This is a genomic window from Streptomyces sp. NPDC127038 (assembly GCF_042725875.1).
GTDB lineage: Bacteria > Actinomycetota > Actinomycetes > Streptomycetales > Streptomycetaceae > Streptomyces.
Map to the genome: position 1 here is coordinate 50,060 of NZ_JBHXDQ010000039.1, position 20,583 is coordinate 70,642.

19 protein-coding genes and 1 riboswitch are annotated in these 20,583 nt (G+C 70.6%); of the genes, 1 reads left to right on the plus strand and 18 read right to left on the minus strand.

Annotated elements, in window-relative coordinates:
- Positions 1-163: 163 nt before the first annotated feature.
- The gene (locus tag ACFWI4_RS24985) at positions 164-949 is read right to left on the minus strand and encodes an SGNH/GDSL hydrolase family protein (RefSeq protein ID WP_385403563.1); all 786 of its coding nucleotides are present in this window, start codon (positions 947-949) and stop codon (positions 164-166) included.
- Between the two features lie 277 nt (positions 950-1,226).
- Entirely contained in the window at positions 1,227-2,123 is an 897-nt protein-coding gene (locus tag ACFWI4_RS24990) for a peptidoglycan DD-metalloendopeptidase family protein (protein WP_387200105.1), read from the minus strand.
- Positions 2,124-2,127: 4 nt separating this feature from the next.
- Positions 2,128-2,285, minus strand: a riboswitch (cyclic di-AMP (ydaO/yuaA leader).
- Between the two features lie 516 nt (positions 2,286-2,801).
- Here ACFWI4_RS24990 and ACFWI4_RS24995 point away from each other — a divergent pair.
- Positions 2,802-3,599 (plus strand): tyrosine-protein phosphatase, encoded by a 798-nt coding sequence (locus tag ACFWI4_RS24995; RefSeq protein ID WP_387200108.1) that lies wholly within the window; start codon positions 2,802-2,804, stop codon positions 3,597-3,599.
- Between the two features lie 20 nt (positions 3,600-3,619).
- Here the strand turns inward: ACFWI4_RS24995 and ACFWI4_RS25000 are convergent, their stop codons facing one another.
- The 16 genes from ACFWI4_RS25000 to ACFWI4_RS25075 all read right to left on the minus strand — a co-directional run bounded on the left by ACFWI4_RS25000 (position 3,620) and on the right by ACFWI4_RS25075 (position 20,565).
- The gene (locus ACFWI4_RS25000) at positions 3,620-3,736 is read right to left on the minus strand and encodes a DUF6126 family protein (RefSeq protein WP_037618597.1); all 117 of its coding nucleotides are present in this window, start codon (positions 3,734-3,736) and stop codon (positions 3,620-3,622) included.
- 26 nt (positions 3,737-3,762) lie between these two features.
- Positions 3,763-4,401: a helix-turn-helix domain-containing protein gene (locus ACFWI4_RS25005; protein ID WP_387200112.1), complete on the minus strand. Its 639-nt coding sequence runs from the start codon at positions 4,399-4,401 to the stop codon at positions 3,763-3,765.
- A 147-nt stretch (positions 4,402-4,548) separates the two neighbouring features.
- Complete coding sequence (locus tag ACFWI4_RS25010; protein ID WP_387200115.1) at positions 4,549-5,949, minus strand: aspartate aminotransferase family protein; 1,401 nt, start codon at positions 5,947-5,949, stop codon at positions 4,549-4,551.
- Entirely contained in the window at positions 5,946-7,898 is a 1,953-nt protein-coding gene (gene dxs, locus ACFWI4_RS25015; RefSeq protein ID WP_387200118.1) for a 1-deoxy-D-xylulose-5-phosphate synthase, read from the minus strand. Before dxs ends, ACFWI4_RS25010 begins: the two co-directional genes overlap by 4 nt.
- Before the next feature lie 27 nt (positions 7,899-7,925).
- The gene (ispG, locus tag ACFWI4_RS25020; RefSeq protein WP_387200121.1) at positions 7,926-9,083 is read right to left on the minus strand and encodes a flavodoxin-dependent (E)-4-hydroxy-3-methylbut-2-enyl-diphosphate synthase; all 1,158 of its coding nucleotides are present in this window, start codon (positions 9,081-9,083) and stop codon (positions 7,926-7,928) included.
- 4 nt (positions 9,084-9,087) lie between these two features.
- Complete coding sequence (gene hpnH, locus ACFWI4_RS25025; protein WP_385403581.1) at positions 9,088-10,110, minus strand: adenosyl-hopene transferase HpnH; 1,023 nt, start codon at positions 10,108-10,110, stop codon at positions 9,088-9,090.
- A 5-nt stretch (positions 10,111-10,115) separates the two neighbouring features.
- On the minus strand, positions 10,116-10,757 hold the full coding sequence (locus ACFWI4_RS25030) for a 1-hydroxy-2-methyl-2-butenyl 4-diphosphate reductase (protein ID WP_387200124.1): 642 nt from the start codon (positions 10,755-10,757) through the stop codon (positions 10,116-10,118).
- Positions 10,757-12,757, minus strand: coding sequence for a squalene--hopene cyclase (gene shc, locus ACFWI4_RS25035; RefSeq protein WP_387200127.1), 2,001 nt, complete (start codon positions 12,755-12,757; stop codon positions 10,757-10,759). Before shc ends, ACFWI4_RS25030 begins: the two co-directional genes overlap by 1 nt.
- A gap of 152 nt (positions 12,758-12,909) precedes the next feature.
- The gene (locus ACFWI4_RS25040) at positions 12,910-14,040 is read right to left on the minus strand and encodes a polyprenyl synthetase family protein (RefSeq protein WP_385403589.1); all 1,131 of its coding nucleotides are present in this window, start codon (positions 14,038-14,040) and stop codon (positions 12,910-12,912) included.
- A complete protein-coding gene (gene hpnE / locus ACFWI4_RS25045) occupies positions 14,037-15,443 on the minus strand; it encodes a hydroxysqualene dehydroxylase HpnE (RefSeq protein ID WP_387200130.1) in 1,407 nt (468 codons plus the stop codon). Before hpnE ends, ACFWI4_RS25040 begins: the two co-directional genes overlap by 4 nt.
- Complete coding sequence (locus ACFWI4_RS25050; RefSeq protein WP_365734283.1) at positions 15,440-15,595, minus strand: DUF6380 family protein; 156 nt, start codon at positions 15,593-15,595, stop codon at positions 15,440-15,442. The genes hpnE and ACFWI4_RS25050 overlap by 4 nt, the downstream gene beginning before the upstream one ends.
- The gene (hpnD, locus tag ACFWI4_RS25055; RefSeq protein WP_387200135.1) at positions 15,596-16,546 is read right to left on the minus strand and encodes a presqualene diphosphate synthase HpnD; all 951 of its coding nucleotides are present in this window, start codon (positions 16,544-16,546) and stop codon (positions 15,596-15,598) included.
- Positions 16,543-17,445, minus strand: coding sequence for a squalene synthase HpnC (hpnC, locus tag ACFWI4_RS25060; RefSeq protein WP_385403599.1), 903 nt, complete (start codon positions 17,443-17,445; stop codon positions 16,543-16,545). The genes hpnD and hpnC overlap by 4 nt, the downstream gene beginning before the upstream one ends.
- A 377-nt stretch (positions 17,446-17,822) precedes the next feature.
- Positions 17,823-18,602 (minus strand): ABC transporter ATP-binding protein, encoded by a 780-nt coding sequence (locus ACFWI4_RS25065; protein ID WP_387200138.1) that lies wholly within the window; start codon positions 18,600-18,602, stop codon positions 17,823-17,825.
- A complete protein-coding gene (locus ACFWI4_RS25070; RefSeq protein ID WP_385403642.1) occupies positions 18,595-19,494 on the minus strand; it encodes an ABC transporter permease in 900 nt (299 codons plus the stop codon). Before ACFWI4_RS25070 ends, ACFWI4_RS25065 begins: the two co-directional genes overlap by 8 nt.
- 225 nt (positions 19,495-19,719) lie before the next feature.
- On the minus strand, positions 19,720-20,565 hold the full coding sequence (locus ACFWI4_RS25075) for a glycosyltransferase family 2 protein (protein ID WP_387200179.1): 846 nt from the start codon (positions 20,563-20,565) through the stop codon (positions 19,720-19,722).
- Positions 20,566-20,583: the final 18 nt, after the last annotated feature.

The window sequence follows — 20,583 nt, forward strand, 5'->3', positions numbered from 1 at the left end:
GCCCCCGCCCGGAATGCCGGCTCCGCCGGGGGGCAGCCCTGTCGGCTCCACCCCGAGTGCCGCCGATCACCGGCTGCGCCCAGGGTGCCGCCCCCCATCGGCCCCGCCCGGGGTGCCCACCGACGCCGGTCCGGGAAAGGGTGCCCCGTCGGGGCCGTTCGGGTCAGGCCACCGATTCGATGCGGAGCTTGATGTCGTCCGGTGACAGGGCTCCCTTGGCGGCCACGTGGTCGCCGGAGGACTCCCCGCGGAGCCGTCGTCCGATCCAGGGGACCAGGTACTCGCGCGCCCACTGGATGTTGTCGCGGCGCATCTCCAGCGTGCCGCGCGGCGGGAGGGGCGGCCAGGGCTGGTCGGGGTCGGCCGGCACCTCGTAGCCGAGGAGCTGTCCGGCCCGGAGCGCCACCCGGGTGTGCCCCTCGGGAGAGAGGTGCAGCCGGTCGCCGTCCCACGCGCGGCGGTCCTGGATCGTCTTCAGGGACCAGAGGTCGAGGACGGGACAGCCGTAGCGGTCCGCGATGGCCCGCACATGACCGTTGTAGGTGGCGATCTTGCCGCGCAGATGCTTGAGCACGGGAACGCCACGGGTGTCGAAGCCGGTGGTCACCATCACGGTGCCCACGGCGGAGGTGAGGTCCGCGACCGCGCGCTCGAAGCGCTCCGCGACCTCGTCGGGGTCGGTGCCGGGACGGATGATGTCGTTCCCGCCGGCGCAGAACGAGACCAGGTCCGGGCCGAGTTCCTTGGCCCGCTGGAGCTGGGTCTCGACGATCTGGTCGAGCAGTTTCCCGCGCACCGCGAGATTGGTGTAGTCGAAGTCGCCCTCGGGCCTGCGGTCCGCGAGAAGGACCGCGAACCGGTCGGCCCAGCCGACGAACGCCCCGTCGGGCCCAGGGTCGCCGACGCCCTCGGTGAAGCTGTCCCCCACCGCCACGTACGACCCGATCACTGATCTGTTGTCATTCTTCGAATCGTCTGCCACATCGAGCATGATTCACCTTTCGATGTGAGCTACGCGACCGTAGGGAAGGGTTGACGGGCGGTGAGATAAGCCACGCGCCAAACGTTGGTCAACTCCGGAATAAGGCCCGCATCAAGGATGTTGAAGCAGCGATCACCCGGATACCCCGGAAAGCGGTCCCGCTCGTACGGCGAAGGCCGGACCCAGGGGATCACGGGTCCGGCCTCCGTCGATGGCCCTGCCGTCAGGAGCAGGAGGTGGGGCGTCAGCCCACGGCGACACCGTGCGAGCGCAGGTACGCCACCGGGTCGACGTCGGAGCCGTAGTCGGGCGTGGTGCGGATCTCGAAGTGCAGGTGCGGTCCGGTCACGTTGCCGGTCGCGCCGGAGAGGCCGATCTGCTGGCCCTCGGTCACGGTCTGCCCCGCGGAGACGGACAGCGACGACATGTGGGCGTACTGGGAGTACTTGCCGTCGGCGTGCTGGATGACGACCTGGTTGCCGTAGGCGCCGCCCCAGCCCGCGGAGACGACGGTGCCCGCCGCGACGGACTTGATGGTGGTGCCGGTCGGGACCACGAAGTCCACACCGGTGTGGTAGCCGCTGGACCACATGCTGCCCGCCACCTTGTAGCCGGTGCCGATGGTGCTGCTGTCGACCGGCAGGGTGTAGCCGGAGGAGCTGCTGGTGGAGCTGCCCGTGGAGGCGGGGGCGGACGCGGCCGTGTCGGCGGCCGGGGTCGCCGCGGACTTCGCCGGGGCCGACGTCCGGGTGGCCGTGTGGGCGACGGAGGCGGCCCTGTGGCCGAGCGACAGCTTCAGCCCGGGGTGGATCAGCGACGGGTCGCTGCCGATGGCGGAGCGGTTGTCGGAGTAGATCTTCTTCCAGCCGCCGGTGACGTTCTGCTCGTCGGCGATCTTCGAGAGGTAGTCGCCGGACTTCACCGCGTACGTCTTCGTCGTGGGGGCCTCGGCGGCCTTGTCGGCGTGGGCGACGGCCGGGGCCTTCTCGACGTGCTGGGCGACGGTGGCCTGGGTCGCGGCGTGGGCGCCCGTGGCTCCCATCAGGGGCAGCGCGAGCGCGGCGCCACCGGTTCCGGCCGCGGCCATGGTGCGGGTGAATCGCAGGGACTTGGGACGGCGGTGCTTACCCTTGGCGGGCATGGCGGATTCCTCTCCGTCGCCTGCGGGGTGAGCTGTCGGGTGCGGGCTGGAGATGCCCGGCCGCGTCGCTGCGCGGCTGTACCCCTAGCCTGTTCCGGGAACCGGACCAGGCACGGAACCTGTGGGTCCCCCGCTCCTGCCGTGTGCGGGTGAGTGTGCGGATTCCGGGCGGCGGCAGGATTGGGCGTCCGTCCGGATTGAGGCAGAACGTAAGCGACATGAGAGCGCGTCGACAACCAGGTCCGGTTTCCGCACGCTCGCCCTTCTTGATCCATGCGGAATTCGCCGTCACCCTCCGTGGAATGACGATCTTCCGGACATCTCAACCCGCCTGGAAACACGGACCTCTTGAGAAACGGCGACGGCAACGCATCGTCACGAATATGACCCTCCTCACGCGACTCGCCCCAGCACCCCCTATTCCAGGGCCAGTTGTCATGAAGGTGCTTATTCGGACAGAGCGGTCAAATGCGCTGTGCGTGGATATCCGGCACATTCGACCTTCCCTCCGGAAAGAGAGATCCGAAACGCGCTTTTGATTCGAACATGCATGCGAATGAATAACTCATTGCCTGAGGAACCCATGTCGTATCGTCGAGAGCGCGAGCAGGTACAACTGCCGACGAGCGGCGCCGAGTCCAGCCCGGCGACGCCGGAGGCCGAAGAGAAGGAGCCCCCGTGACGCAGCAGATCCCGTCGACCGAGCCCGAGCTCGGCGGAGTGCGCAACTTCCGCGACGTGGGCGGGCTGCCCACCGAGGACGGCCGACGCGTGCGCCACGGGCAGCTCTTCCGCAGCGGCCACCTCGCGCACGCCACGGAGGAGGACGCCGCGTTCCTCTCCTCCCTCGGGCTCCACACGATCTTCGACTTCCGCAACGCCGCCGACCAGAAGCTGGAGGGCCCGGACGTCGAGCTGCCGGGCGTGCGGAACGTGAACCTCCCGCTGAGCGACCCGGCGGACGGCAGCGAGTTCTGGAAGATGGTCCGCGACGGCGACATCGACCAGCTCCGCGGCCTCCTCGGCGACGGCAAGGCCGCGAACCGCATGATCGGCTCGTACCGCGCGATCATCCGGGACCGGACGGCCGAGCACTCCCAGGTGCTGCACGCCCTGGCCGACGACAGTGTGCCCGCGCTGATGCACTGCGCGGCGGGCAAGGACCGTGCCGGGCTGTCCATCGCCGTCACCCTGCTCGCCCTCGGCGTCGAGCGCGAGGCGATCGTGGCCGACTACCTGGAGTCGAACGCCACGCACCGCCGCTACAAGGTGCACCGCACCAATTCCTCGGCCGGCGCCTACTCCCCCGAGGTGATGGAACTGCTCAGCCCCCTGTTCGACGCGCGCGCCGAGTACCTGACGGCCGCGTTCGAGACGATCGAGGAGACCTGGGGCGGCGTCGAGGCCTATCTGGAGCAGGGCCTGGGGCTGACGCCGGAGCTGCGGGAGCGCCTGCGCGCGCGGCTCCTGGACTGAGCCGCGCGCGGGCCGGGCGGCTACTGGTTCTGGGCGCCGAGCGTGAAGAGCAGGTAGATGAAGGCCGCGAACAGATGGCCGACGGCGACGTAGATGATCAGCCGCACCCACAGGGCGCGGGGGAACCTGTCCTCCATGGACCGGCGGGGTTCCGTGGGTTCGGTCATGACGTCTCTCCCGGGGTGGGGTGGCCCGCCGCCGCGCCGAGGCACAGCGCGGCGACGGGGCTCTGCAGCAGGGTGTGTACGAAGAGGAGCTCGGCCCCGTCGCGCTCGGCGGCGGCGATGCGGTGCGGGGTCAGCGAGTCGAAGTGGGCGCTGTCCCCCGGCGCGAGGACGTGCGCGGTGTCCCCGAGCCGCAGACTGAGCCGCCCCTGGAGGACGTACAGCCATTCCTCGCCCGGGTGGACGCGCACGATGTCGCCCTGCGAGCCGTACGGGACATGCACGCGCAGCGCCTGCATGCCGCGGCCCGCGGAGCCCGCCTGCCAGTAGGTCCAGCCGCCCGCCGGGGCCGGCTCCATGTCGGCGGCCCTGACGACCGCGTCACGTTCGGGGACCGCCTCGCCGAGCAGCTCCGAGACCGTCGTACCGTAGACCCGTGCGAGCGTGAGCAGCATCGGCAGCGAGGGCTGGCGCTGCCCGGTCTCCAGCCGGGAGAGATGAGCGGGTGAGAGCCCGGCGGCACGGGCCGCGGCCTCCAGCGTGAGGGAGGCGGCGCGGCGCAGGGCGCGCAGCCGGGGTGCCACGGCGTGCAGCTCGGCGGACGGCTCTTGGGCCGCCCCTGGATCGGCGGGGCTCATAGGACCATTGAGCCAAACAATTACCTCCGGGGCAATTTTCTTGCCCCAGAGGCAAAGAGCCCGGCCGCACCCCTGCTCGCACCCCCTGATCGTGCCCCGGCCGCCCCCGCCGGTGACCGTCGGGCGGCCAGGAGGGACGGCCGGGTCTCAGCGGTTGGCCACGGCCTGCTTCACCAGCGTCCTCCCGAAGTCCCACATCAGCCCGCCACCGCTGTGGGCGTCCTCCATCACGGCCGTGAAGGCCTCCACGAACCGGTCGACGTCCTTCTCGTCGATCACCAGCGGCGGGATCAGTTTGATCACCTCCAGGTGGTCGCCGGAGACCTGGGTGAGGATGCGGTGCCGCTGGAGCAGCGGCACGACGACCATCTGCGCGAACAGGCCCTTGCGCGCGGCCTGGAGCATGGTCCAGCGGCTGCGCAGCTTGAGCGACCGGGGCCGGCCGAACTCGATGCCGATCATCAGGCCTCGTCCGCGCACCTCGCTGAGCAGTTCGTACCGGTCGACCAGGGCCGCCAGCCGGGACTTCAGCAGCTCGCCGGTGATCCGCGCGTGGGCGACTGTCTGCTCGTTCTCCATCACGGAGAGCACGGCGAGGCCCGCCGCCATGGCCTGCGCGTTGGAGCCGAAGCTGGCCGAGTGCACGAGGACCCGGTCCATGGAGGAGTAGACCTTCTTGAAGATCCAGTCCTTTCCGAGGGTCGCGCCCACCGGGACATAGCCGCCGGAGAGGGCCTTGGCCACGCACACCAGGTCCGGTTCGACACCCTCCTCGTGCTGGTAGGCGTAGAAGTCCCCGGTCCGTCCGAGGCCGGTCTGCACCTCGTCCGCGACCAGCAGGGCCTTGTGCCGGTGCAGCAGTTCCTGGGCGGCGCGCAGATATCCGGGCGGGGACTCGTGGACGCCCTTGCCCTGGATCGGCTCCACGATCAGCGCGGCGACGTCTCCCTTCCTCAGCTCGCGGGCCAGGGCGTCGAGATCGCCGAGCGGGACGGCGGTGTCGGGCAGCAGCGGGGCGAAGCCGTCGCGGAACCCGTCCTCGCCGTTGACCGAGAGGGAGCCGGTGGTCAGCCCGTGGAAGGCGTGCGAGCAGTACAGGATCCTCGGCCTGCCGGTGGCGTACCGGGCGAACTTCAGCGCGGTCTCGACGGCCTCCGTGCCGCTGTTGCCGAAGAACACCCGGTCCAGGTGCGGGCTGTGGGTGAGCAGCCGCTCCGCGAGGAGGCCGGGAAGCGGCTGGCAGTCGAAGCGGGTGAGGTCGGCGAGCGAGGCGTCGAGGACGTCGTGGAGCGCCCGCCGGACCACGGGGTGATGGCGGCCGAGTCCCATCACCCCGAAGCCGGCGAGCATGTCCAGGTAGTCGTTGCCGTCGGCGTCCCAGAAGTGCGCGCCCTCGGCCCGCTCGTAGACCTTGTCGAAGCCGATGGTGTGCAGCATGCGCGGGAGCTGGTGGTTCAGGTACCTGGTGTGCAGGTCATAGCGCTCGGCGCCCCGTTCGGCGAGGAGTGCGCCGAGGTCGAACTCGCCCTTGTGGGCAGGGTCGTTCATTCCTTCTTCTCCTTGGACGGCTCGTCCTCGGCCGGCCGGTCGGCGGCCGGGGTCAGCTCGGGTAGGGCCTTGGCCCGCTCGTCCCTGACGGCCAGGCCGGCGCTGATCCGTCCGGCGATCTCCACGGGCGTGAGCCCGATGTCGGCGAGCACCTCGGACCGCTTGGCGTGCGCCAGGAACTGCTCGGGAATGCCGAACCGCCGTACGGGTACGTCGACTTCGGCGTCCCCGAGGGCCAGTGCGACGGCGGCGCCGACGCCCGAGGCCCGGCTGTTGTCCTCGACGACGGCGACGAGCCGGTGACCGGCGGCGAGGCGGGGCAGCTCCGGGTCGACGGGCTTGACCCAGCGCGGGTCGACGACGGTGCAGGAGATGCCGCGGGACTCCAGCAGGTCGGCGGTCTGGAGGCAGACCGGGGCCATCACGCCGACGGCGACGAGCAGGACCTCGGGGTGCTCGCCCCGGTGCAGGACGTCGAGGCCGCCCACCCGGTCCACCGCCGGGACCACCGGTCCGACGGACTCCTTCGGGAAGCGGATCAGGGTCGGCGCGTCGTCCACGGCGACCGCCTCCCGCAGCTGGGCCTTGAGCTGGTCGGCGTCGCGCGGCGCGGCGATCCTGAGGCCGGGCACGACCTGGAGGATCGACATGTCCCACATGCCGTTGTGCGAGGCCCCGTCGACGCCGGTGACCCCGGCCCGGTCGAGGACGAAGGTCACCCCGCAGCGGTGCAGCGCCACGTCCATGAGGAGCTGGTCGAAGGCCCGGTTGAGGAAGGTCGCGTACACGGCGACGACGGGATGCAGACCGCCGGTGGCGAGTCCGGCCGCGGACACGGCGGCGTGCTGCTCGGCGATGCCGACGTCCCACACCCGGTCGGGGAACCGCTCGGCGAACTTGCCGAGACCGACGGGATGCAGCATGGCCGCCGTGATGGCCACGACGTCGGCGCGCTCCTCGCCGATCCTGACGATCTCGTCGCCGAACACCGAGGTCCAGGAAGGGCCGTTGGACGGCGCGAGGGGTTCGCAGGTGAGCGGGTTCATCACGCCGACGGTGTGGAAGTGGTCCTCCTCGTGCGCGATCGCCGGTTCGTAGCCGCGCCCCTTCTCCGTCAGACAGTGGATGAGGACGGGCCCGTGGAAGCGTTTCGCGCGGCGCAGGGCGGACTCCACGGCTCTCACGTCGTGGCCGTCGATCGGGCCGACGTACTTGAGCCCGAGGTCCTCGAACATGCCCTGCGGCGCGAAGGCGTCCTTGAAGCCCTTCTTGGCTCCGTGCAGCGACTCGTAGATGGTGTTGCCGACGAGGGGCGTGCGCAGCAGGACCTTCTTGCCCCAGGCGAGTACCTGCTCGTAGCTGTCGGTCGTGCGCAGGGTGGCCAGGTGGTTGGCGAGCCCGCCGATCGTGGGGGCGTACGAGCGTTCGTTGTCGTTGACGACGATGATCAGGGGGCGGTCCTTGGCCGCGGCGATGTTGTTGAGCGACTCCCACGCCATGCCGCCGGTCAGCGCGCCGTCGCCGATGACCGCGACGACGTGGCCCTTCCCGCCCTGTACCTGGCGGGCCTTGGCGAGCCCGTCGGCCCAGCCGAGCGCCGTGGAGGCGTGGCTGTTCTCGATGACGTCGTGCTCGGACTCCTCGCGGGAGGGATAGCCGGAGAGGCCGCCCTTGCCGCGCAGCTTGGAGAAGTCCTGACGTCCTGTCAGCAATTTGTGCACATAGCTCTGGTGACCGGTGTCCCACAGGATGCGGTCGACCGGCGACTCGAAGACCCGGTGGAGGGCGATGGACAGCTCCACCACGCCCAGGTTGGGTCCGAGGTGACCACCGGTCCTGGCGACCGCGTGCACCAGGAACTCCCTCACCTCTTCGGCCAGTTCGCCGACTTCCGCCTCGGACAGCGCCTTCAGGTCGCGTGGTCCCCGGATGTTCTCCAGAATCGTCACGTCGGGCCCCCTCTCGGTCCGTGCTGATCAGCTCACGGTGACGGCCGGTTCCCCGGACGCGACGCCGTCGTTCTCCATCTGCTGGGCGATCTTCATCGCCTCGTCGATGAGGGTCTCGACGATCTTCGACTCAGGGACGGTCTTGATGACCTCGCCCTTGACGAAGATCTGCCCCTTGCCGTTGCCGGAGGCGACCCCCAGGTCCGCCTCCCGCGCCTCGCCGGGGCCGTTGACGACACAGCCCATGACGGCCACGCGCAACGGGACCTCCATGCCCTCCAGGCCGGCCGTGACCTCGTCGGCCAGCTTGTACACGTCCACCTGGGCCCGCCCGCAGGACGGGCAGGAGACGATCTCCAGCCGCCGCTGCCGCAGTCCGAGCGACTCCAGGATCTGGATGCCGACCTTGCACTCCTCGGCGGGCGGCGCGCTCAGCGAGACCCGGATGGTGTCGCCGATGCCCTCGGAGAGCAGGGCGCCGAAGGCCACGGCCGACTTGATGGTGCCCTGGAACGCGGGTCCCGCCTCGGTGACGCCGAGGTGCAGCGGGTAGTCGCAGGCCGCGGCGAGCTGGCGGTAGGCGTTCACCATGACGACCGGGTCGTTGTGCTTGACCGAGATCTTGATGTCCCGGAAGCCGTGCTCCTCGAAGAGGGAGGCCTCCCACAGCGCGGACTCCACGAGCGCCTCGGGCGTGGCCCTGCCGTACTTCTCCAGCAGCCGCCGGTCGAGCGAACCCGCGTTGACGCCGATCCGGATCGGGGTGCCGGCGTCCTTGGCGGCCCGCGCGATCTCCCTCACCTTGTCGTCGAACTGCTTGATGTTGCCGGGGTTCACCCGCACCGCCGCGCAGCCCGCGTCGATCGCGGCGAACACGTACTTCGGCTGGAAGTGGATGTCCGCGATGACGGGGATCTGCGACTTCTTGGCGATCGTGGCGAGCGCGTCGGCGTCGTCCTGGGTGGGACAGGCGACCCGCACGATCTGGCAGCCGGACGCGGTCAGCTCCGCGATCTGCTGGAGCGTCGCGCCGATGTCCGACGTACGGGTCGTGGTCATCGACTGGACGGACACGGGGGCCCCGCCGCCGACCGCCACCGGTCCGACCTGGATCCGCCGCGAGACGCGGCGCTCCGCGATCGGCCGGACCGGCACCTCGGGCAGGCCCAGGGAAACGGCGGTCATGACCTCACCCGCGGCTTTCCGTGAAGGTCTCGCGGGCGGCCCGGATCGACTCCTTGAGCGAGCCCATGGTGGCGAGGACCGCGGTCGGCTCGTAGCCGCAGTGCGCCATGCAGTTCGCGCACCGGTCGTCCTTGCCCCGGCCGTAGGAGTCCCAGTCGGTCTCCTCCAGGAGCTGCTTGTACGTCTGCACGTACCCGTCGCTCATCAGGTAGCAGGGCCGCTGCCAGCCGAAGAGCGAGTAGCTCGGGATCGCCCAGGCGGTGCACGGGAAGTCGACCTTGCCCTCCAGGAAGTCCAGGAAGAGCGGGCTCTGGTTGAGCCTCCAGCGGCGCCGGTTGCCGCCCGCGAAGGCCTTCTTGAACAGTTCCCGGGTCTGCTGGACGCCGAGGAAGTGCTCCTGGTCGGGGGCCTTCTCATAGGCGTAGGCGGGCGAGAGCATCATCTCGTCGACCTTCAGGTCGTCGTTGAGGTAGTTCAGCACCTCGATGACGGTCTGCGGGGTGTCGGTGTTGAAGAACGTCGAGTTCGTCGTGACCCGGAAGCCGCGCCGCTTGGCCTCCTTGATCGCCTCGACGGCCTCGTCGAAGACGCCTTCCTTGGCGACGGACTCGTCGTGCCGCTCGCGCAGCCCGTCGATGTGCACGGCCCACGCGAAATACGGCGAGGGCGTGAACTTGTCCATCTTCTTGCGCATCAGCATCGCGTTGGTGCAGAGGAAGACGAACTTCTTCTTCGCCACCAACTGCCGGACGATCTCGTCGATCTGAGGGTGCATCAGCGGCTCGCCGCCGGCGATGGACACCATCGGCGCGCCGGATTCGAGGACCGCGCCCACGGCCTGGGCGACCGGCATGCGCTGCTTGAGCACACCGGCGGGGTGCTGGATCTTGCCGCAGCCCTCGCACGCGAGGTTGCACGCGAAGAGCGGCTCCAGTTCGACGAGCAGGGCGAACTTGTCCCGCTTCCGGAGCTTCTGTTCAAACAGGTATGCAGCGACCTTCATGGACTGCCGAAGCGGCATGGCCATACGGCTCACCTCCGAGGGAGCGACAAAGAACGGTGCCATTCGAAAAAAGCGGGAAGCACGGCACGAAGAACGCGGAAGGCTGATATTCCACCGCGGAACGTGCCGATTCGGACGAGTTCATGTTCCGGAGCATCCACGACCACCCGGACGGCCGCAACGGGACGGGTGCCCGCGCGGACGGCGCCGAGGAGCGTGGCCGCCGACTCCATGTCGACGGCGATGGCGCCGGTGGCCAGCAGATCGGAGCGCTCGTGACCGCGGACCACGTGGTCGGAGCCGGTGAGCGGCCCGGTGTGCACGGTCCGGCCGGGGACGGCGCGGGCCAGTTCCTTGACCAGCAGATCGGTGCCCACGCACGGTGTGGTGCCGACCGGGTCGCGGGTCTCCTCGGCGACGACCAGGTCGCCGGGGTGCATGCCCGGGGCGAGCCCCGCGCAGAATCCGGTGGCCAGCACGGACGCGGTGGCCAGGACCGGGTCGGCGAGGACCCGGGTGACCGACCGGTCCGCGGCCTTGGGTCCCATGCCCGTACGCAGCACGGTGACCGGCCCGCCGGCACCGCTCCGGTCGCCGCTGCGCAGGGCGAGGTGCTCGATGCCGAGCGCGCAGGCGATCAGGAGCGGGTCCGGGGCGGGCAGCCTGTCCATCAGCCCCCCTCGGTCGCGGAGAAGGGGTCGCCGTGGACGTAGCGGCCCAGCGCGGTGAGCGGGAAGACCTGCCGGTAGAGGTGGTAGTTGATCGAGAAGTCCCACGGGAAGCCGGTCCCCGTGAAGTACGGCTCGTCCCAGGTGCCGTCGGGGAGCTGGGTCTCCGTGAGCCAGAGCACCCCGCGCTCGGTGGCCTTGGAGTCGCACTCCCCCGCGGCGAGCAGGGCGAGCAGGGCCCAGCCGGTCTGCGAGGCGGTCGAGGCGCCGCGTCCGCCCCAGCCGGGGTCGTCGTAGGAGCGCAGGTCCTCGCCCCAGCCGCCGTCGTCGTTCTGGACCGTCTCCAGCCAGGCGACCGCGCGACGGATCGCCGGGTGCGATCCCGGCAGCCCCGCCGCGACCAGGGCCGGGACCACCGACCCCGTGCCGTACACGTAGTTGACGCCCCAGCGGCCGAACCAGGAGCCGTTGGGCTCCTGGTGGGACAGGAGCCACCGGATGCCCCGGCGGGTGCGCGGGTCCTGGGTGAGCCCCTCGACCGCCAGCATCTCCACCACGTGCGCGGTGACGTCCGCGGAGGGCGGGTCGATGACCTCCCCGAAGTCGCAGAACGGCAGCCGGTTGGGGAAGGCGCTGGTGTTGTCGACGTCGAACGCGCCCCAGCCGCCGTCCTTGGACTGCATGCCGAGATTCCAGCGGACCCCGCGTCCGATGGCGTTCTCGACGCGGTCCGGGTCGTGGTGCCGGACGCGGCGCAGTGCGAGGACGACCTCCGCGGTGTCGTCGATGTCGGGGTAGTTGTCGTTGTGGAACTCGAATGCCCAGCCTCCCGGCGGGAGTTGGGGCCGCTTCACGGACCAGTCGCCGGGCCTGACGATCTCCTCCCCGAGCATCCAGTCCACGGCCTTGACGAGTTGGGGGTGATCGGCGGGAACTCCCGCGTCGGCCAGGGCGATGGTGGCGAGGCAGGTGTCCCAGACCGGGGACTGGCAGGCCTCGATCATCCGCGCGCCGTCGTCGCGCCACACGGCGAAACGGTTTAGCGAGGCCAGTCCCTCGCGCATCACCGGGTGTTCGAGGTCGTAGCCGAGCAGATGCAGCGCGATGACCGAGTAGACGGCGGGCGGCTGGATGCCGCCCCAGCAGCCGTCGTTCTCCTGACGCTCGATGATCCAGCGGCCGGCCGTGTTCATCGCCGCTCTGCGCAGCGCGCGCGGCGCGACCCTGCGGTACTGGTGCAGCGCCTTGTCCAGACGCTGGAAGGCGCCGTCCCAACTGGTCACGCGGGCAAGGGGTCTGACCGGATTGGGGTCACGGGGGTCGGTGTGCAGTTCGTCCAGCGGGAACGGCGCGGGCCGCACCGGACGCTTCGCCGAGACGATGGTGAGCGGCACGATCGTCTGGCGCGCCCAGCACCCGAAGTCGTAGATGTTCAGCGGCATCCACTTGGGCAGGTAGATGAGCTCAGGCGGGAGTTCGGGCAGGTCGTCCCACTTCCACCAGCCGAAGAGGGCGAGCCAGATCCGGGTGAAGACACGGGCCGCGGCGATGCCGCCGCGGGCGCGGATCCACGCGGACGCCTTCGCCATGTGGGCCTCGTCCGGGGCGTCCCCGGCGAGCCGCAGGGCGACGTACGCCTCGATGGTGGTGGAGAGTTCGCCCGGTCCGCCGTAGAACGAGGCCCAGGTGCCGTCCTCGCGCTGCTCGCCGCGGATGAACAGCGCCGCGCCGCGGGTGGTCGGCTCGTCGCGGATGCCCAGGAACTGGCGGAGCAGCAGGTCCTCGGCGTCCATGGTGACGTTCGTCTCCAGGTCGCCCTTCCACCAGCCCTGGGCGTCCTGGCGCGCGAGCAGGAAGTCCGTGGCGCGCTCCATGGCGCGCGTGGCGGCGTCTCGGGTCTCGACTGTCCCGGCCGCCTCGGGAGTCGTCTCGCGTACGGTCTCGTTGGCCGAGGCAGCGCGGGGAGGAAGTGCCCCGGTGCTTCCGTCGGTCGTCGCTGTCATGGCTTCCCCTTCGTGCAGTGGTGTGTCTCTGCTGTGGGTCCGCCGTCGGCCGGTGCGTTCGTTCGGTTGGACATCCCCCCGCTCGAACAAGGTTCGACGCTTGGGGTAGGCACCGGCCGGCGACTACGCGAGGTTTATTCGACCGATAACGATCATCTCTTCCGCACGACGACGAAGTCGGCCAGCGCCACGAGCTGCGCGCGGACCTGTTCGGGCATCGGTACGGCGTCCAGCGCCTCGATGGCGATCGCGTGCTGGCGGCGTGCCTCCTGGGCGGTCCACTCGCGGCCGCCCGCCTCCTCGATGAGCGCGGCGCGCGCGGCGAACTCCTCCTCGGAGAAGTTCTCGAAGTCGCTGGCCTTGGCGTCCTCGGCGAGCAGCTCGCCGAGCCGCTCGGAGGCCGGGCCGCCCGCGGCGAGCGCGGCCACGACCGGCAGGGACTTCTTGCGCTGACGCAGATCGCTCCAGGTCTGCTTGCCGGTGGCCTCGGGGTCGCCCCAGATGCCGAGCAGGTCGTCGACGGCCTGGAAGGCGAGGCCGAGGTGGTAGCCGTAGCGCTCCAGCGTGTCGGCCGTCAGGTCGTCGGCGCCGCCGAGGACCGCGCCGATCGAGCAGGCGCAGGCGAGCAGGGCGCCGGTCTTGTTGCCCTCCATCTCCAGGCACTCCTCGACGCTGACGCGGTCGCGGTGCTCGTAGGAGATGTCCTGGGCCTGACCGTCGATCAGGGCCCGGGTGGCGGTGGTCAGACGGCGGGTGGCCCGGCCCGCCTCGACGCTGCCGAGTTCGAGGAGGACCTCGTTGGCCAGCGCGAACAGGGCGTCGCCGACGAGGATCGCCTGGGCGGGGCCGTGCACCTTCCAGACGGTGTCGCGGTGGCGGCGCTGCTCGTCGCCGTCCATCAGGTCGTCGTGCAGCAGCGAGAAGTTGTGCACCAGTTCGACGGCGACCGCTCCGGGGACGCCCACCTCGGGGGAGGCGCCGGCGGCCTGTGCGGAGAGCACGGCGAGCGCGGGGCGCACCGCCTTGCCGCCGTCGCCGTCCGCGGGGTTGCCCTCGGCGTCGATCCAGCCGAAGTGGTAGGCGGCGACGGTGTCCATGGGCGGCGCCAGGCGGTCGACGGCCGCCTTGAGCACCGGTGTGGCCAGGGTCCGGCCGCGCTCCAGGAGCGCGGTCACGTCCACCGCGTCGGCAGCCGTTTCGGCCGGGGGCACAGTGGGCACAATCTCTCCTCTTGTTGCGGTACCGGGGGTGCGGGGGCCTGCCAAGCTCCGGTCGAGCGTCATGCCGCCTCCTCGAAGAGTCCGAGGAGGTGGTCGCGGGGCCGGCCCAGGGCGTGCAGCGCGGCGTCCGCCGCACCGACTCCACTGCGAACCGCACTCTCCATGGTCGCGGGCCACCCTGTGGCGGTCCACGCTCCGGCCAGGTACAGGCCGGGGGCCTTGGTACGGGCACCGGGCCGCAGCCGCCCGACGCCCGGGGCGGGGGCGAACGTCGCGGTTCGCTCCCGGGTCACGAAGAAGTCCTTGATCCCGGCGCCGCGCGCACCGGGCAGCAGCCGCTCCAGCTCCGGCAGATACCGCTCCCGGAGCACGGCGACGGGTTCGTCGATCTCGTCCTGCGCGGCCGACTGCGACAGCGCGAGGTACTGCCCGTCCTTGAGCCCCGAGGCCTCGGTGCGGTCGAAGACCCACTGCACCGGGGAGCCGAGGGCCGCGAAGAACGGGGCGGTGAGGACCTTGCGGTCGTAGACGACGTGGATGTTGAGGATCGGCGCGGTGCCGATGTCCAGGAGCCGCCCGGGGTCGTCGAGCGCCCCTTCGGGCAGCAGGTCGTGGGCCTCGCGCTGGGGTACGGCGAGCACCACGGCGTCGGCCTCGATCAGCTCGCCGGGAACCTGAACCCTCCAGCGTCCGTTCCCGTAAGGGGAGACGGAGGTGACGCGTGTACGGATCTCGGTACGTACGCCCGCGGAGTCGAGCGCCTTGCGGGCCAGAGTGTCGTGCAGTTCGCCCAGCGGGACGCGTGCCCAGCCGATGTCGGCCGCGCCCGGGTCGGACAGCAGACCTGTCTTGAACACCATCGCGGCGAGCCCGAGCGAGGATTCCCGGGCCACCGCGTTGAGGGTGGCGACCCCCACGAGGTCCCACAGTGCCTCGACGGCACGTCGTGACTGACCGTGCCCGGCGAGCCAGTCGCCGAAGTTCTGCGCGTCGAGTGCCGGGTCGGTGAGATCCAGGCCCTTGAGCGCGAGTGCGGCACGGCCCACCTTGGCACGCTCGGCGAGCGAGAGGTGCGGATACGTCGCGAGGCTGCGCGCCAGATGCAGCGGCACCGGCAGCGCGTCGCGGCCGATCCTGCCGAGCCGTCGTCCCGGCGGCGCGTCCAGATCGAGAACGGGCACGTCGAGACGATCCTGCAGGGGCGCGAGCGCGGTCGCGTCGACGCGGTCGAGGAACCAGCGGTAGGCGGTGCAGCAGCGTAGGAAGACGTGCTGTCCGTTGTCCACGGTGAGGTCGCCGCGCTGGAAGGAGAACGCGAGACCGCCGAGGCGCGGTCTGCCTTCGAGCAGCGTCACCGAGACCCCGGCGTCGGCCAGCGCGAGCGCGGCGGTGACGCCGGCGAGACCGCCGCCGATCACCACGGCGGTGGCCCGGCCGGAGTGGTCCGTGGACTCGTCCTCGCTCATCGCGCACCCTCCCCTGCGGCATCCCCGTGATGGTTGAACGATTCACGGCAGGCCGTCGCAGTCAGGGACGCCACCGGGCTCCGGAGGGTTGCCTGCCGTTTTTCGTCGGCCGTATCACCTTGGACCATTTCATCCATCAAACACGCGTCCATTCAGACACGCCTCCGGACCGTACGGCGGGAGACGTGCCGGGCGTCGAGTCCGGAGAGGCCGCGCACGGCGACGTACGCCTTCTCGCGGCCCGGCAGGGACACCCGGCCGCGCAGGACGGCCTCCGGCTCGCGCTCGATCCGGTCGAGCAGACGCCGGTAGATCCCCGCCATGGCCGCGACGCAGGCGCCGCTGCGCCGGTCCAGCATCGGCAGCAGCCGGTAGCCCTCCGCGAACAGGGCCCGCGCCCGGCGGACCTCGAAGTGCACCAGGCCCGCGAAGTCGGAGCCCTCGGGCGGGGTCGGCCCGGCGAATCCGGCCGAGCAGCCGAACTTGGCCAGGTCGTCGGCGGGCAGATAGGTGCGGCCGCCCTCGGCGTCCTCGCGGACGTCCCGCAGGATGTTGGTGAGCTGGAGCGCGAGCCCGAGCGTGTCGGCGTACTCCGGCGCGCGCTCGATGCCACGCGCTCCCGGTTCGGTGCCGAAGACCCCGAGCGAGAGCCGCCCGATCGCTCCCGCCACGCACCGGCAGTAGACCTTCAGGTCGTCCCAGGTCTCGTACGTCTCGCCGCGCACGTCCATCAGCACGCCGTCGATGAGTTCGTCCAGGCCCCCGAGGGGCACCGGGAAGTACTCGGCGGTGTGGCTGAGGGCGACCGCGACCGGGTCGGTGTCGTCCTCGGCGACGTCGCCCGCGCGGACCCGGGCGAGCAGCGCCCGGGTCTCCTCCAGGCGCACCGCCTTCACGTCCGGCGCCAGCGTGCCGTCGCCGATGTCGTCCACGCGCCGGGAGAACGCGTAGAGCGCCGACATCGCACGGCGCTTGGACGTCGGCAGCAGCCTGATGCCGTACGCGAAATTGCGGGCCTGCTGACCGGTCACCGCCTCGCAGTAGCTGTACGCGGCGAGTACCGGTGCGGACACGTGCTGTTCCGACTCCACGGTCCGGATCACCCCTCTCCTCGCAGAGTCACTCCCACCTCGCGCAGCAGCTGGAGCTTGCCGGGCTTGGGCGGGCCGGGTAGTACGTCGTATTCGGCGGCCGCGATCGCACGGACCGCCGCCTTTCCCCCCGCCACGAACCCCGCGAGCAGCAGTTTCAGCCTGCCGTGGACGCTACCCACGAGGGGGGTGCCTTCATTCAGGAGGTTCAAAGCGCGTTCTGCTTCGTATGCAACCAGTGCTCGCACCGATGCGCCTGCCGTGGGGGCGGCGAGATCGGCTTCGGTGACGTGGAAGCGTTTCATGTCCTCGGCGGGCAGGTAGACGCGGTCGCGGCCGAGGTCCTCGGCGACGTCCTGGAGGTGCTCGACGATCTGGAGCCCCGTGCACACCGCGTCGGAGCGGCGGACCCGCTCGGGCGTGGACGTACCGGTGACGGAGAGGACGAGGCGGCCGACGGGGTTCGCGGAGAGTTCACAGTAGGCGAGCAGATCGTCGTAGGTCTCGTACCGCTTGACGAGCTGGTCCTGGCGGTTGGCCGCGATCAGGCCGAGGAAGGGCTCAGGGGTCAGCTCCGCGCGGCGGACCGTGGGCAGGAGCCGGCGCAGCAGCGGGTGGCGCGGGGCGGAGTCGAACACCCGGTGAAGATCGGTTTCGAGCGCGTCGAGGAGGACGAGACGGTCGTCGGCGTCCGCGTCGGACACGCCGAGCAGCCGGGCGTCGGCGCCGCCGGGGGCGAGATCGCCGTCACCGATGTCGTCCACGAGACGGGCGAAGCCGTACACGGCCATCAGGTCGTCGCGCCAGGCCCTGGGCAGGAAGAACGGGGCCACGGGAAAGTTCTCGTCCGCGGCCTTGTCGAGGGTGCCGCGCACCGGATCGCCGGTGCGGGCCGTCCCGGCTTCGATCACCGCTCGCCGCCCGGCGCGAGGACGGCACACGCATCGCGGAGCTGGAGAGTCACCGTAGCCATTGCCGTCACATCTCCCGTTCTACACTGCCGACCCAACCCTGCCCATTTCGGACACGCCGCCCGGAAATCCGCTCGGCGTGACGGTGCCGGGTGTCGCGTATTATCGCCCCACTTGACGCCTTTCAGCACCGGTACAGCTTACGTTGTACAACGCGGCACACTCCGCCGGGGTGTCCTGCACATCACAACAACACACCGATTGGCGTCAAGATTCCCCACGCCGACCGGAGTTGGCGTTTCCTTCGCAAACGCAGGTCCCCGCCGGAGAGTTCCGGCGGGGACCTGGGCGAAACGGGCTACCCGCCCGTGCGGCGGCTACTTCGCCGTGAACTTCTCGTACTCCTTGAGGACGTCCTCGGTCGGGCCGTCCATGCGCAGCTCGCCGCGCTCCAGCCACAGCACGCGGTCGCAGGTGTCGCGGATGGACTTGTTGTTGTGGCTGACCAGGAACACCGTGCCCGCGGTCTTGCGCAGCTCGCGGATGCGCTCCTCGGACCGCTTCTGGAAGGAGCGGTCACCGGTGGCGAGGGCCTCGTCGATCATCAGGACGTCGTGGTCCTTGGCCGCCGCGATGGAGAACCGGAGCCGGGCCGCCATGCCGGAGGAGTAGGTGCGCATCGGCAGGGTGATGAAGTCGCCCTTCTCGTTGATGCCCGAGAAGTCGACGATCTGCTGGTAGCGCTCCTTGATCTGCTCGCGGGACATGCCCATGGCGAGGCCGCCGAGAATGACGTTCCGCTCGCCGGTCAGGTCGTTCATCAGGGCCGCGTTCACGCCCAGCAGCGAGGGCTGGCCGTCGGTGTAGACGTGGCCCTTCTCCGCCGGGAGCAGGCCGGCGATGGCGCGCAGCAGCGTGGACTTGCCGGAGCCGTTGGTGCCGATCAGGCCGATGGCCTCGCCCCGGTAGGCGGTGAAGGAGACGCCCTTCACGGCGTGCACCTTGCGCACACCGCGCTCCTCGCCGCGCTTGACGATGCGGCTGAGGGCGGCGGTGGCGCTGCCCTTGCCGGTCTTGGCGCCGTTCACGCGGTAGACGATGTGCAGTTCGTCCGCGATGACGGTCGGGATGTGCGACCTCTTCTCGGGCTCAGCCACGGCCGTACCTCTCCTCAGCCTTCCAGAAATAGACGAATCCGCCGACGAACGTGACCACGGCCCAGAACACGGCGATGGCCCACACGTGCGGGGGCAGGCTGGAGGCGCCGTACCCGTCGATGAGCGCGAAGCGCATCAGGTCCATGTAGACGGCGGCCGGGTTGGCCTGGAGCACCCGGGCGATCCACTCGGGGCGGCCGGCGAGCATGGCGCTGATGGAGAACATGACACCGGAGGCGTACATCCAGGTGCGCATGATGAACGGCATCAGCTGGGCGAGGTCCGGTGTCCTGGCGCCCATCCTCGCCACGATCAGGGCGAGGCCGGTGTTGAACAGGAACTGGAGGAACAGCACCGGGACGATCAGCAGCCAGGACATGCCCGGGTAGCTGCCGAAGCCGATCGCCACGACGAACAGCACGATCATCGAGAAGAGCAGCTGCTGGAGCTGCTGGAGGGCGAAGGAGACGGGCAGCGAGGCACGCGGGAAGTGCAGCGCGCGCACCAGTCCCAGGTTGCCCGAGATCGCGCGGACGCCCGCCATGACGGAGCTCTGCGTGAAGGTGAAGACGAAGACGCCGGTCACCAGGAACGGGATGTACACGTCGTGCGACATACCGCGGTCGGCCTTCAGGATCAGGCCGAAGATGAAGTAGTAGACGGCCGCGTTCAGCAGCGGGGTCGCCACCTGCCACACCTGGCCGAGCTTGGCCTGGCTGTACTGGGCGGTGAGCTTGGCCTGCGAGAACGCGAGGATGAAGTGCCGCCGGCCCCAGAGCTGGCGGATGTAGGCGGCCAGTCCTGGACGGGCGCCGCTGACCGCGAGTCCGTAGCGGGCGGCCAGGTCGGCCGCGGACAGTCCGTCGTCGTCGGGCGAGGGTCGGTCGCTCACCGCGATTCCGCCGTCATGGGTCGTACTCACAAGGGGAAACCTTCGTTTTCGAGAGGCGCACGGCCGGCCGGGCACCGGCACGAGCCGGGCCCGTGGTGTGCCCGGGTGCTCTCAGGATCGAGCTTGTCAGATGACCGGTGACCGGCCCAGTCGGGCCTTCGGCCGACCGGAGGCACTGCCGGTCCGGTCGGTTGCCGGCCGATGGAGCCGGTCCGGTCGGTGGTGTCAGATGACGGGAGGCCGGCCGAGCCGGGTCAGCCGCCATACCGTGCGCCACCTCATGGGACGCCGCGGCCCGCACGGACTCCTCCAGCCTTCCCCGAATCCGCCGAACCAGGCCCGCAGCGCGGCCCGCGAGGGCCGGCGCAGCAGCGTCAGGAGCATCCAGACGCCGAGGTAGACCGGGACGAGGGGCGCGGGAAGGTTCCTGCGCGCCAGCCAGACACGGTTGCGGGCCACCATCCGGTGGTAGACCGCGTGCCGCGACGGAGCCGTCGTCGGGTGGTACAGCACCATGTCGGAGCGGTAGTCGATCATCCAGCCGGCGTCGAGGGCCCGCCAGGCCAGGTCGGTCTCCTCATGGGCGTAGAAGAACGCGTCCGGGAGGCCGCCGACCTCGGCGAGGACCTTCGTACGGACCGCGTTGGCGCCGCCGAGGAACGTGGTGACGCGCGAGGAGCGCATCGGGTCGGCGGCGCGCAGCCTCGGGACGTGGCGGCGCTGGGTCTCGCCGGTCTCGGGGTCGGCTATGCGGAAGCTGATGATGCCGAGCTCGGGGTCGTCGGCGAAGGCACGGCGGCACAGCTCGGCCGTGTCGTGCCGGGCCAGCAGGCCGTCGTCGTCCAGGAAGAGCAGGACGTCCACGTCGGTGCCGCCGGGGCCGAAGGCCTCGATGCCGACGTTGCGGCCGCCGGGGATGCCGAGGTTCTCGGGCAGCTCGACCGTCCGTACGCCCGCGGGGACGTCCGGGACGGGTGAGCCGTTGCCGACCACGACCACCTCGACGCGCTCGCCGTCCTGCTTGGCGACGGAGTCGAGCAGGGCCCTGAGCTCGTCGGGGCGGTTGCCCATGGTGATGATCACCGCGCC